General features: G+C 70.2%; 9 protein-coding genes. 3 read left to right on the top strand and 6 right to left on the bottom strand.

Features of this window, described 5'->3' with window-relative positions; translation table 11 throughout:
• The first annotated feature begins 12 nt into the window (after positions 1-12).
• Both ATL45_RS19260 and ATL45_RS19255 read left to right on the top strand, forming a co-directional pair.
• Positions 13-1,191: a cytochrome P450 gene (locus ATL45_RS19260; RefSeq protein WP_093157971.1), complete on the top strand. Its 1,179-nt coding sequence runs from the start codon at positions 13-15 to the stop codon at positions 1,189-1,191.
• 569 nt (positions 1,192-1,760) lie between these two features.
• Positions 1,761-2,882 carry an MFS transporter gene (locus tag ATL45_RS19255; protein ID WP_093157972.1) on the top strand — a complete coding sequence of 374 codons (1,122 nt, stop codon included), beginning with the start codon at positions 1,761-1,763 and terminating at the stop codon, positions 2,880-2,882.
• Positions 2,883-2,925: 43 nt separating this feature from the next.
• Here the strand turns inward: ATL45_RS19255 and ATL45_RS19250 are convergent, their stop codons facing one another.
• Positions 2,926-5,139: a 3-hydroxyacyl-CoA dehydrogenase NAD-binding domain-containing protein gene (locus ATL45_RS19250; RefSeq protein WP_093157824.1), complete on the bottom strand. Its 2,214-nt coding sequence runs from the start codon at positions 5,137-5,139 to the stop codon at positions 2,926-2,928.
• A 14-nt stretch (positions 5,140-5,153) separates the two neighbouring features.
• Entirely contained in the window at positions 5,154-6,368 is a 1,215-nt protein-coding gene (locus tag ATL45_RS19245; protein ID WP_093157826.1) for an acetyl-CoA C-acetyltransferase, read from the bottom strand.
• Positions 6,369-6,976: 608 nt separating this feature from the next.
• Here ATL45_RS19245 and ATL45_RS19240 point away from each other — a divergent pair.
• A complete protein-coding gene (locus tag ATL45_RS19240) occupies positions 6,977-7,426 on the top strand; it encodes a hypothetical protein (protein ID WP_093157827.1) in 450 nt (149 codons plus the stop codon).
• Between the two features lie 39 nt (positions 7,427-7,465).
• Here ATL45_RS19240 and ATL45_RS19235 read toward each other — a convergent pair whose 3' ends face one another.
• The 4 genes from ATL45_RS19235 to ATL45_RS19220 all read right to left on the bottom strand — a co-directional run bounded on the left by ATL45_RS19235 (position 7,466) and on the right by ATL45_RS19220 (position 12,133).
• On the bottom strand, positions 7,466-7,933 hold the full coding sequence (locus ATL45_RS19235) for an HIT family protein (RefSeq protein ID WP_093157829.1): 468 nt from the start codon (positions 7,931-7,933) through the stop codon (positions 7,466-7,468).
• 152 nt (positions 7,934-8,085) lie between these two features.
• On the bottom strand, positions 8,086-9,405 hold the full coding sequence (locus ATL45_RS19230; protein ID WP_093157830.1) for a (Fe-S)-binding protein: 1,320 nt from the start codon (positions 9,403-9,405) through the stop codon (positions 8,086-8,088).
• Positions 9,405-10,646, bottom strand: a complete 1,242-nt coding sequence (locus ATL45_RS19225) for an FAD-binding oxidoreductase (protein WP_093157832.1) — start codon at positions 10,644-10,646, stop codon at positions 9,405-9,407. Before ATL45_RS19225 ends, ATL45_RS19230 begins: the two co-directional genes overlap by 1 nt.
• On the bottom strand, positions 10,646-12,133 hold the full coding sequence (locus tag ATL45_RS19220; protein WP_093157833.1) for an FAD-linked oxidase C-terminal domain-containing protein: 1,488 nt from the start codon (positions 12,131-12,133) through the stop codon (positions 10,646-10,648). Before ATL45_RS19220 ends, ATL45_RS19225 begins: the two co-directional genes overlap by 1 nt.
• Positions 12,134-12,724 lie beyond the last annotated feature (591 nt).

Here is a 12,724-nt window from a genome sequence, read left to right as displayed (position 1 = left end):
TCCGAGTTCCCGATGTCCCGAGCCGCGGGGTGCCCTTTCGACCCTCCGCCGGAGCTGAGCCGCCGGTTCCGGGAAGCCCTGGTTTCGCGGGTGAAGCTGTGGGACGGCAGCGAGCCGTGGGTGGTCACGCGCTATTCGGACGTGCGGGCGCTGCTCGCCGATCCTCGCGTCAGCGTCGATCCCGGACAACCCGGATTCCCGCACACGAACGCGGTCAGCCGGGCGCGCGACTCCCGGATGCGGACGTTGATGCAGATGGACGCGCCGGAGCACCTCGCGCAGCGGCGGTTGTTCGCGCCCGAGTTCACGGTGCGGAAGATCGCCGGGCTGCGGCCGCGGATCGAGCGGATCGTCGACGACCTGCTCAGCGACATGCTCGGTGGCCCGAATCCGGCCGATCTGGTGGCGACGTTCGCGCTGCCGGTTCCGTCGCTGGTGATCTGCGAACTGCTTGGCGTGCCTTACGCCGATCGCTCGTTCTTCCAAGGAGTCGCGCAGACGCTGGTCATGGACCAGGCCGATCCGGCTCTCGCGGTGGCCGCCAGCGAGGAGCTGAACGCGTACCTGGAGTCCTTGGTCGTGGCCAAGGCTGCCGAGCCGAGGGATGACCTGCTCAGCAGGCTCGCCGTCGGGCAGTACGCGTCCGGTGCGATGTCGCTGCGGGAGATCGCTGTGGCGGGGCAGCTGTTGCTGGTGGCAGGCCACGACACCACCGCGTCGATGATCGCGCTGGGACTCGCCGCGCTGATGGCGAACCCGGAGCAGTGGGAGCTGGTCCGGCGCAGCGGCGATCCGGCTCTGGTCGACGGTGCCGTCGAGGAGCTCCTGCGCTATCTCTCGATCACGCACACCGAGGCCCGGCGGGTCGCGCGCGCCGACATCGAGATCGGTGGTCAGCTCATCCGGGCGGGCGAGGGCATCATCGCGGTGAAGAGCACCGCGAACCGGGATCCCTCGGTCTTCCTGGAGCCGGATGTGCTCGACGTCGGCAGGAAATCACGGCACCACGTCGCTTTCGGATTTGGTGCCCACCAGTGCCTGGGCCAGTCGCTGGCCCGGCTCGAGCTGCAGGTCGTCTTCGACGCGCTGCGTCGCGTTCCCGGACTGCGGATGGCTGTTCCGCAGGCAGACCTGGAGTTCGATGAGAACGCTGTCTTCTACCGGGTGCGGGAACTGCCCGTCACCTGGTGATCGATGAGGACGTGGCGATCACCATCGACGACGCGTTCTGTGCCGATGCGAGGCAGTGAACCCGTCAGGTGACGCCGGGCCGGGCCATCTCGTCGCTTTGACATGCGGCGCCGGGTGGACGTGGGAGCGCCCACCCGGCGCGCATCGCACCGCAGTGGTGCCCCGTCCGGTGACAGCCGCTTCTTCCCGCAGCGACTGGTCTTCGGTGGAGGAAGGGAACCTTTCTGTCATCACCGAGCGGCTGCGAGCATGGGAACCTTCCTGTCACCACCAACCGGCTGCGAGCATGGGAACCTTCCTGTCACCACCAAGCCGTTGCAAGCATGGGAACCTTCCTGTCATCTGACGTGGGCAGGCAGGAGAGCACCGGTCAGCGGGATTGCTCGTGAGGCCCTGCCAAGGAATCCGCCTCGGCCGTGTTGCTGAACGCCGGCGTGCACGGGCGGTGGTGACGTCGGGTTTCCGCCAGCTTCCGGCATCGGCGCTCCATACGGTCGATCGCTGTGAACGCTGATCCTGTCGCCAAGACACTCACCACCTCTCCGCTCCGCAGCCCTGTCGTGCTGTTCATGTCCCTCGCAGCCGCCCTCGGGACGTCGACCATCTACCCGCTGCAGCCCGCGATCGCGGAGGTGGCGGCTTCGCTGGGTTCCCAGGTCGCCGCTGTCGGGCTCGCACTCGCCTGCGGGCCGGTCGGGTACCTGGTCGGACTCAGCCTCCTCGTCCCGCTGGTCGATCGCTATGCGCCTGGGCGTGTTCTGGCAGCGCAGTTCGGGGCCCTGGCAGCTGCGTCGGCGCTGAGCGCTGCGGTGGGGAACGTGTGGGTGCTGGGGTCGGTGATCGGCGTGATCGGAACTTGTTCAGCTGTGGGCGCAGGGCTCAGCTCGGTCGCGGGTCGGCTCGCTCCCCCGCATCGACGCGCAACGGTCCTGGGCATGGTGACCGCTGGGATATCGGCTGGAATTCTCGCGGGCCGGATCGTCGGCGGGTGGCTCACCGACGAGATCGGCTGGCGCGGAATGCTTCTCGTGTTCGCCGCCGCCTGCGCGGTCGTCGCAGCGTGTTGTCCGGTGGTGCTCCCGGCCACGCGGGGTGGAACCGAGCGCGGCTACCTCGCGGCTCTGCGTTCCCTACCGGGCCTGTTCGTCCGGTACGCCGTGCTCCGGATCGCGGCGATCCGCGGTGCTCTGTGGTTCTTCGCGTTCTGCGCGGTGTGGGCCGGGCTCGCGGTGGCTCTTTCCGCGCCCCCGTTCTCCTACTCCGCGGAACGGATCGGCTGGTACGCCCTGGCGGGTCTGGCGGGGATTCCGGCTACGCAGGTCGCGGGCACCTGGACCGACCGGGTGGGTGCCAGGCGCGTCATCCTGGCGGGCTTGGCGCTGGCCGGGGTTGCCGCGGCGGTCGCTGGGTTCGCGCTCGCGGACACCGCGGTGACGCTCGTCTGCCTGGCGCTCTTCGACGCCGGCCTCTTCGCCGCTCAGGTCGCCAATCAGAGCACCGTTCTCTCGATCGACCCGGCGGCACCGGCGCGCTTCAACAGCGCGTACATGCTGGTGTACTTCATGGGTGGGAGTCTCGGCACCGCCTTCGGCGCGGCGGCGGCCGAATGGCTCGGGTGGCCGACCACGGCCGTGATCACAGCAGTGGTCATCGGGGTCGCCGGTGCGATCACCGCGACGGTGCGGGAGTAGACCGCGGTGCCGGGTGGGCGCCGGAGCGCCCACCCGGCGCGGGTCACGCCGCGGTGGCGGAGACGATTCCCTCGTCCGGTTCGCCGATGTCGAAGGGCTCACCTGCTTCGGCCCGGCTCACCAGAGAGGCGGGCGGGTCGAAGCGGGGCCCGTAGCGGTCGGCCAGTTCCCGGGCGCGGGCCACGAATCCGGCCAGGCCGCCGGGGTAGCCGTTCATGTACTGCACGACACCGCCGGTCCAGGCCGGGAAGCCGATGCCGAAGATCGAGCCGATGTTGGCGTCCGGCACCGATCGCAGCACGCCTTCGTCGAAGCACTTGACGGTTTCCAGCGCCTCCACGAACAGCATCCGCTCCCGGAGGTCCGCGATGTCCACTTCGGACGGGTCGCGGTCGGTGCCGAAGTGCTCGGCCAGGCCCGGCCACAGGCCGGTGCGCTTGCCGTCGGCGTAGTCGTAGAAACCGGCTCCGCTGGAGCGGCCCTTGCGGTCGAACTCGTCGATCATCCGGTCCAGCACCTGCTCGGCCGGGTGCGGCGTCCAGGTGCCTCCTGCCGCCTCGACCGCGCGGCGGCTCTCGTCGCGGATCTTGCGCGGCAGGGTGAAGGTGAGCTCGTCGAACAGCTGCAGCACCGGTGCCGGGAATCCGGCCTGCGCCGAGGCCTGCTCGATCGACGCCGGGTGGATGCCCTCGGCGAGCATCGACACGCCCTCGTTGAGGAAGGTGCCGATGACCCGGCTGGTGAAGAAGCCGCGGCTGTCGTTGACCACGATCGGCGTCTTCTTGATCTGCTGCACCACGTCGAAGGCGCGGGCCAGCGCCTTGTCGCTGGTGTGCTCGCCGCAGATGATCTCCACCAGCGGCATCTTGTCCACCGGGGAGAAGAAGTGCAGGCCGATGAAGTCCTCGCGGCGGCGCACGCCCTCGGCGAGCCCGGTGATGGGCAGCGTCGAGGTGTTGGAGGCGATCAGCGCGTCACCGTCGACGACGTCCTGGACCTCGCCGTAGACCTGGTGCTTGAGCTTGGTGTCCTCGAAGACCGCTTCGATCACCAGGTCGCAGCCGGACAGCGGTTCCAGCTGGTCGGTGGGCGTGATGCGGGCCAGCAGCGCATCGGACTTCTCGCGGGTGGAGCGGCCGCGGGCGATGGCCTTCTCCTCCAGCTTCACCGAGTAGTCCTTGCCCTTCTCGGCGGCTTCGAGGGAGATGTCCTTGAGCACCACCTGCATGCCGGCCTTGGCGCAGACGTAGGCGATGCCGGCGCCCATCATGCCGCCGCCGAGGACGGCGACCTTCTCGGCCCGCCAGGTGGGTTCACCGGACGGGCGGCTGCCGCCGGAATTGATGTGCTGCAGGTCGAAGAAGAACGCCTTGCTCATGTTCTTGGCGGTCTGCCCGCACACGAGCTCCACGAAGTAGCGGCCCTCGATGGTCAGCGCGGTGTCGAAGTCGACCTGCGCGCCCTCGACCGCGGCGGCCATGATGTTCTTCGGCGCGGGCAGCGGAGCGCCCTTGAGCTGCTTGCGCAGGTTCGCGGGGAACGCGGGCAGGTTGGCGGCGAACTTCGGGTTCGACGGGGTGCCGCCGGGGATCTTGTGGCCGGGCTTGTCCCACGGCTGGGCCGAGTCGGGGTTGGCCTTGATCCACTCCTTGGCGCGGGCCAGCAGCTGCTCGGGCGTGTCGACCAGCTCGTCGACGATGCCGATCTTGGCGGCCTTCTCCGGGCGCAGCCGCTGCCCCTGCAGCAGCACGTTGAGCAGCGCGTCGGCGATGCCCAGCATCCGCACCGAGCGCACCACACCGCCCGCGCCGGGCAGCAGGCCGAGGGTCACCTCGGGGAATCCGAAGCGGGACTTGGGGTCGTTCAGCGCGATGCGGTGGTGGCAGGCCAGCGCGATCTCCAGGCCGCCGCCGAGCGCGGTGCCGTTGAGCGCCGCCACGACCGGGACGCCGAGGGTTTCCAGCCGGCGCAGCTGCTTCTTGACGGCGGTGGTGGTCTCGGTGACGCGCGCGGCGTCGCCGGAGCGCGCCTGGACGAGTTCGCGCAGGTCACCGCCGGCGAAGAAGGTGCTCTTCGCGGAGGTGATGACGACCCCGGAGATGTTCTCGCGCTCGTTCTCCAGGCGCTGCAGGGTTTCGTCCATGCTGCGCTGGTAGCGCTCGTTCATGGTGTTGGCCTGCTGCTGCGGGTCGTCCAGGGTCAGCACAACGATGCCGTCGGCGTCGGAGGACCAGCGGATGGTGTTTTGCTCGCTCATGTGTGATGTGTCCTTCAGCCGATGCGTTCCACGATCGTCGCGATCCCCATGCCGCCGCCGATGCACAGCGTGGCCAGGCCGTAGCGCTGGTTGCGGCGCTCCAGCTCGTCGATCAGGGTGCCCAGGATCATCGCCCCGGTGGCGCCCAGCGGGTGTCCCATCGCGATCGCGCCGCCGTTGACGTTGACCTTCTCGTGGCTGACGCCGAACTCCTTCATGAACTTCAGCGGGACGGCGGCGAACGCCTCGTTGATCTCCACCAGGTCGATCTGGTCGATGCTCAGCTCGGCCTTGGCCAGGGCCTTGCGCACGGCCGGTCCGGGGCCGGTCAGCATGATCGTCGGGTCCGCACCGCTGAGCGCGGCGGCGACGATGCGGGCGCGCGGGCGCAGACCGGTGCGCTCGCCGAGCGCTTCGCTGCCGATCAGGGCGAGGGCCGCGCCGTCGACGATGCCGGAGGAGTTGCCCGCCGTGTGCACGTGGTCGATGCGCTCGATCCAGTGGTACTTCTGCAGCGCCACGGCGTCGAACCCGCCGAGCTCGCCGATGTCGGCGAAGGACGACTTCAGCCCGCCGAGGCTGTCGGTGGTGGTGTTCGCGCGGATGTGCTCGTCGCGGTCCAGGACGACCTGGCCGTTGCGGTCGCTGACCGGCACCACGGAGCGGGCGAAGCGGCCGTCGGCCCAGGCCTTGGCGGCGCGGGTCTGCGACTCCGCGGCGTAGGCGTCCACTGTGGTCCGGTCGAAGCCCTCGATGGTGGCGATGAGGTCGGCGCCGATGCCCTGCGGCACGAACGCCGTGTCGTAGTTCGTCTCGGGGTCCAGCGCCCAGGCGCCGCCGTCGGAGCCCATCGGCACCCGCGACATGGACTCGACGCCGCCGGCCAGCACGGCGTCCTCCCAGCCGGAGCGCACCTTCTGCGCGGCGATGTTGACGGCTTCCAGGCCCGAGGCGCAGAAGCGGTTGAGCTGCACGCCGCTGACCGTCTCCGGCAGCCCGGCGGCCAGCGCGGCGGTCTTGGCGATGTCGCCGCCCTGGTCGGAGACCGGCGAGACGACGCCGAGCACGACGTCGTCGATCAGCGCGGGATCCAACTCGGGATGACGGCGCTGCAGCTCCTGGATGAGGCCCACGACCAGGCTGATCGGTTTGACCCCGTGCAGCGACCCGGTTTTCTTGCCGCGACCGCGCGGTGTGCGGATCGCGTCGTAGACGAACGCCTCGGACATGTGCGGCGTGCCTCCTCGTTGCGGCAGGTGCTCCACTCAGAGTGTGACACCAAAGCTGTCACAGTCAAGGTGTTCTCGACCTGCCCGTAGGCCCTCATTAATGGGGCGATTGTGGGGCGAACGTGCTCTAACAGCAGTTGAGCAGGCGCCCAACTGCCTGTCCCAAGTCCTACCACCTCGCGTCGGTTCGGGTGGGGTTAGCGAAGCGGCCACCCGCATCGATCGGCGCGAGCCCGAACTCCGACCGATCGATTGGCCACCTCCTGCTAGCAGCCGGGCGGTGCTCGGCGGCGCGACCGCCGACCAGCACGACGGACCACGGTCGTGGCCGCAGGACCAGGAATCCGATTCGACGTGCGCGGCGATCCCGGGTCGCCCTCGCCGGTGGAGGAAGGGATTGCCCTCACCGGCGCAGGTCCGGCAGCGCGGGTGACAGGAAGGTTCCCATGCTCGCACCGGCTCGGTCGGTGTCCCCGCGGGCGGGAACCGGCCCGGCGGACTCCGGGAATGAGAGCTCGGCTTCACCACCAGCGCGAACGGGCGTCCCAGCGCACAGCCACGGGTAGGCTCCCGCGGCGGGGAGAGCCGGGCGAGCGGGGAGGCGGAGCATGACCAGGTCCGACGTGCGGAAGGGGTCGGCGAGGTCGAGGTTCTGGTTCGGGATCCTGATCATCATCGTCGCCGGGTGGCTCACCTTCATCTCGGTGCAGATCTACGCGAACCCGGACAACTTCGACCGCGGCGGGGCGAGTCCCGAAGAGCTCCGCGGCAAGGTCGAGGAAGCGCTCGCGGTATCGGACCCGGAAAAGCTCCTCGTCACCTTCGCCCGCGGGGCGGACGCCGACGGCGAATACGCCAAGGCCTACCTCGACAAGTGGAACGCGGTGGAGAAGAGCGGCACCACCGTCGACCTCATCCGGGTCGGAGACGCGCAGGCCGTGGTGGCGAGGTTCGCCGCGGGCGGCGCCGCGCTCTGCTCGGGCTGGAACATCGTCCGGGACGGCGAGCGGTTCGTGCTGGACCCGGCGCCCGCCATCCTGCCCAGCTCGTGCAGCTGACCGTTGCGCGCTTGCGAGGATGGGAACTTTCCTGTCACCTCAAGCGTCGAACACCGCCCGGTAGCGGGTGCAGATCGCGGCCACCGCTGCTTCGTCCGGCATGTCGGCTTCGGTGAACATCGCCATCTGCAGGGCGGGCCCGTAGGCGCCGTACTGGTTCATCAGTTCGCGGGTGGCGGGCTGCACGACGAAGTGGATGTGCCCCGGTACGCCGCCCGAGTGCGACCACAGGCACGCGTAGACCTGCTCCGGGAGCAGGACTTCCTCGATCGCGGCGGTCACCCGCTGCAGGAGCGGTCCGAGCTCGGCGCTCTCCTCCGCGGTCAGCTCCGCGATGTGCAGGACGTGGCGGCGCGGTTTGACCACCAGCGTGCCGACGCCGAGCGGGCCGATGCAGTGCTCCACCACCCACAACCGGGTCGCGTGCACCCGCCCGCCCGGGAGGTGGGTCGCGCCGGAGGAAAGGTCGCAGGCCAGGCAGCCGGACTGCCTCTCCTGGTCGGTCAAAGGTCGTCCCCTCGTCGTCGCCGGGCCGCGGCCGCGCTGCGGCGTGACAGGAAGGTTCCCATGCTCGCGGGTCGGTGACAGGAAGGTTCCCATGCTCGCACCGGCGGACATCGCGACGGCGGGGCCTTCACCGGCCCCGCCGTCGCCGTCCGTCAGCCGCGCAGCAGTGGCTCCACGCCCAGTCCGCGGATCGAGGCGTCCAGGACCTGGACCGTGTGCGCCATGGCCAGGTGCTCGCCGCGGCGCTCCAGCGCGGTGCGGATCTGCATCGAGCAGCCCGGGTTGGCCGTGACCAGCAGGCTCGCTCCGGTGGCCAGGACGTGGTCGGCCTTGCGGTCGCCCAGTTCCCGCGCCGGTTCCGGTTGGAGCAGGTTGTAGACGCCCGCCGAACCGCAGCACAGTTCGCCGCGGCTGATCTCGCGGATCTCCAGGCCGGGGATCGCGCGCAGCAGTTCGCGCGGTTGGGAGCGGATGCCCTGGCCGTGGGCGAGGTGGCAGGCGTCGTGGTAGGCCACCTCGACCGGGAGCGGGTGGCGTTCGGCGACCGGGCCGAGTTCCACCAGCAGTTCGGCGATGTCGCGCACCCGGGCCGAGAACTTCTCGGCTTTCGCCGCGTATTCGGGGTCGTCCTGGAGGAGTCGCGGGTACTCCTTGAGCGTTGACCCGCAGCCCGCCGAGTTGATGACCACGTAGTCCACGTTGGACCGCTCGAACACGTCGAGCAGGTCGCGCGCGAACTTCACCGCTTCGGCTTCCCGGCCCGAGTGCTCGCTGAGCGCTCCGCAGCAGCCCTGGGCGCGGGGGATCACGACGTCGCAGCCCTCGGCGGCGAGGATGCGGGCCGTCGCGGCGTTGACGTCGGGGAAGAACGCGCTCTGCACGCAGCCGGTGATCATGCCGATGGTGGCGCGCCGCTTGCCCCGCGCCGGAACCCGGTGGCCGAGCTTGGGCGCGCGTTTGATCGGCGGTGCCAGCGATTCCATCGCCTGCAGGCCTTCGGGCAGCTTCGCCATCAGCCCGGATTTCTTGGCGAGTTTGCCGAGGCCCAGCCGCTGGTAGAGCGCCAGCGGGCCGCGCAGCGCGCTCAGCCGCCGCGGGTACGGGAACAGCGTGAAGATCGCGGTGCGCATGAGGCGCTCCCACTTGCCGCGCTCGTGCCGCCGCTCCACCTGCGCGCGCGTTTCGGTGATCAGCGTCCCGTACTGCACACCGGACGGGCAGGCGCTCACGCACGCCATGCAGCCCAGGCAGGCGTCGAAGTGCCCGACCATGGTGTCGGTCAGGGGCTCGCCCTCCAGGCCTTCCTTCATCAGGTAGATGCGGCCGCGCGGCGAGTCCATCTCCTCGCCCCACAGGTCGTAGGTGGGGCAGGTCGGCAGGCAGAAACCGCAGTGCACGCAGTCGTCGACGAGTTCGCGCTGCGGCGGGTGGTGGTCGTCGAAGGCTCCTGGGCGGGCCGGGGTCTCGGTCATCAGATTCCTCCCACGAACCGGCCCGGGGCGAGCCGGTGCTCCGGGTCGAACTGGTCCTTGGTCCGGCGCATCAACGTCAGCAGTCCCGGTGCGACCGGCCCCCACGGGTCGATCTCGGCGAGGACGGCTCGCGGTGCGCGCTCCACCACCGCGTACTCGCAGCGGGCTCGCAGGGCGGTGACGAGTCCGGCGACCGCGGCCGGGTCGGTGTCGGCGGGCAGGCCCGCGTGGAGCACGCCGAGTCCGGCTGCGCCGCGAGTCGTCACCGGGAGTCCGGCTGCGGCGTCCTGGATCGCGGCCAGCAGGTGCGGCAGCTTCGCCGGTTCGGCGGCCACGCGCAGGCCGGTTCCGGCCGGTTCGAACGGGTGACTCCCCCACCACGCCGGGGCTTGTTCCAGCACTTGCGCCTCGTGGCCGAGCGTCGCGGCGAGCTCGGCGGCCCGGTCGTGCGTCGCCGCTGGGCGGCCTTCGAGCTGCGCGCACACCGTGATCGGCCCGTCGGGCCGGGGGCGGTCGAGCTCGATCGCGGTGGGCACCGCCTGCGAGTGCCGGATCTCGTCGGCCAGGGCACCGGCCGTTGCCGGATCGGCGGCGGTTACCGAGATCCAGCGGTGCTCGGCGGACACCGGGTGGAGGCGGAACACCGCCTCGGTGATCACGCCGAGGGTGCCGAAGGAGCCGGTGTAGAGCTTGCCGAGGTCGTAGCCCGCGACGTTCTTGACCACCTTGCCGCCCGCCGTGGTCACCGTTCCGTCGGCGCGCACCACGGTGATGCCGATGAGCAGGTCGCGCACCCCGCCGAAGAGGTGGCGGCAGGGGCCGGAGGCGCCGGTGGCGACGACCCCGCCCACGGTCGCGGTCGGCAGCGGCTGGTCGATCGCGAGCTGCTGACCGGCCGCGCGCACGACGTTGCCGACTTCGGCGATCGGGGTTCCGGCCAGGGCGTGCACGACGAGATCGCCCGCTGCGTGCTCGACGATGCCGGTCGACGCGGAGACGTCGAGCAGCAGGTCGACGGCCGTCGGCGCGGCTCCCCAGTCGAGCTTGCTGCCGGAGCCCTTCGGCACCACCCGCAGTCCGTGCTCGGCGGCCACCTTCATCGCCGCCGAAGCGCGCTCGGTGCTGTCCACCGTGGCCACCCATTGTGGACGGACACCGCACACCGCGTCCGATTCGGCGGCGTCGCGCACGTTCTCCGCGCCCAGCGCGGCGGCGAGCGCGTCCTTGGTCGTAGTGGGCATCAGAACTGGTCCGCCAATCCCGCTTCGGTCAGTGGGTGCACGCCGCGGCGGGGCCCGGGAACCTCGCCGCAGAGCCTCGGGGTCGGGAACACCTTGCCCGGGTTGCAGATCCCGGCCGGGTCGAAGGCGCAGCGCACGCGCTGCATGGTGTCCAGGTCGTCGGCGGTAAACATGCGGCCCATGTACTTGACCTTGTCCGCGCCGACGCCGTGCTCCCCGGTGATCGAGCCGCCGTGCTCGATGCACAGGTCGAGGATCGCGCCGGAGACCTGCTCGGCGCGCTCGTTGGCGCCGGGCTCGGAGTCGTCGAAGAGCACCAGCGGGTGCAGGTTGCCGTCGCCCGCGTGGAAGACGTTGGCGACGCGCACCCCGGATTCGGCGGACAGCCGGGCGATGCGACCGAGCACCTCGGGCAGCGCCGTCCGCGGGATCACTCCGTCCTGCACGATGTAGTCGGGGCTGATGCGGCCGACCGCGGCGAACGCGGACTTGCGGCCCTTCCAGATCATCGCCCGCTCGTGGTCGTCGGCGGCGACCCGGATCTCGAACGCCCCGTGCGCCCCGCAGTGCCGCTCCACCTCGGCGAAGGTGTGCTCGACCTCGGCGGCCGGACCGTCCAGCTCGACGACCAGCACCGCGCCCGCACCTTCCGGGTAGCCGCAGTGCACGGCCTGCTCGGCCGCCTCGATGGCCAGGGCGTCCATCATCTCGATCGCGGCCGGGGTGACGCCGTCGGCGATGATCGCCGACACCGCCGCGCCCGCCTCGTCGGTCGACGGGAACCCGGCGAGCAGCGTCTGCACGGACTCGGGTTTGCGCAGCAACCGAACGGTGATCTTGGTGACCACGCCGAGGGTGCCTTCGCTGCCGATGAACGCGCCGAGCAGGTCGTAGCCGGCGGTTTCCCGCGCCGGCCCGCCGAGCTCGACCACCTCCCCGTCGGGCGTGACGACTTCGAGCGCGAGGATGTGGTTGGTGGTGAACCCGTACTTGAGGCAGTGCGCCCCGCCGGAGTTCTCCGCGACGTTGCCGCCGACCGAGCAGACCTGCTGGCTGGAGGGGTCCGGCGCGAAGTAGTAGCCGCGGTCCTCCACGGCCCTGGTGACGTCGAGATTGATCACGCCGGGTTCCACCACGGCGCGCTCGTTGGCCAGGTCGATCTCCAGGATCCGCCGCATCTTCGCGGTCACCACCAGCACTCCGGAGGAGTGCGGCAGCGCCCCGCCGGACAACCCGGTTCCCGATCCGCGCGCCACGAAGGGCACCTCGTGCTCGGCGCAGATCCGGACGACGTCGCGAACCTGCTCAGCGGTCTCGGGCAGCACGACCGCGGCGGGCACGACGCGGTGGCTGGCCAGGCCGTCGCACTCGTAGGTGCGCAGCTGCTGCGGATCGGTGATCACCATGTTCGGCGGCAGCGCGGCGCGGAACTGCTGCACGACTTGTTCCAGCGCGCGTTGCTCGGTCTCGGTGCTGGTCGACTGCATTGCTCAGCCTCCCGGAGATATTCCGCTTTGCGGAAAACCCGTTCCGTTCAAGGCGGAACCTTATGTTGTTCACAACATAGATACAAGAGGTGGACAAGACTGCCCGCACGATCTGATTGTGCCCCCGGCGAGCGCGCGAAACCCAGCTGGCGCGTGCTCCGGTGACAGGAAAGTTCCCATGCTCGCACCAGGTCGGCCCGCCGGACAGCGCCGACCGGACCCCCTCGCGCTAACGGCACCAGCCGCACGGGGGTGACAGGAAGGTTCCCATGCTCGCATCCGGATCGATGGGAACGCCCGAAAGATCCCTTTCGCACATTCTCGGAGCCTGGATGACAGGAAGGTTCCCAAGCTCCACCCCGAAGTGCCGAAAATGTCCGGGACGCCCCTTTGCGTGCGCCCCTCAGGGGAGGCGGATGACAGGAAAGTTCCCATGCTCGCAACCCAGAATGCCGGTAAGAACCGAAAGATCCGCTATGCGCATTGCTGCGGCGCGAACGACGAGAAGGCCCCCTTGATGTCGCCGAATCCCCAGGTAGGCTGTTTCGAACATCATTTCCCGGCGGCCCGACCCGGAGCGGCAGGACTCCG

The sequence above is a fragment of the Saccharopolyspora antimicrobica genome (genome assembly GCF_003635025.1).
Taxonomy (GTDB): Bacteria; Actinomycetota; Actinomycetes; order Mycobacteriales; family Pseudonocardiaceae; genus Saccharopolyspora; species Saccharopolyspora antimicrobica.
This window is presented reverse-complemented; position numbering and strand designations above follow the sequence as displayed.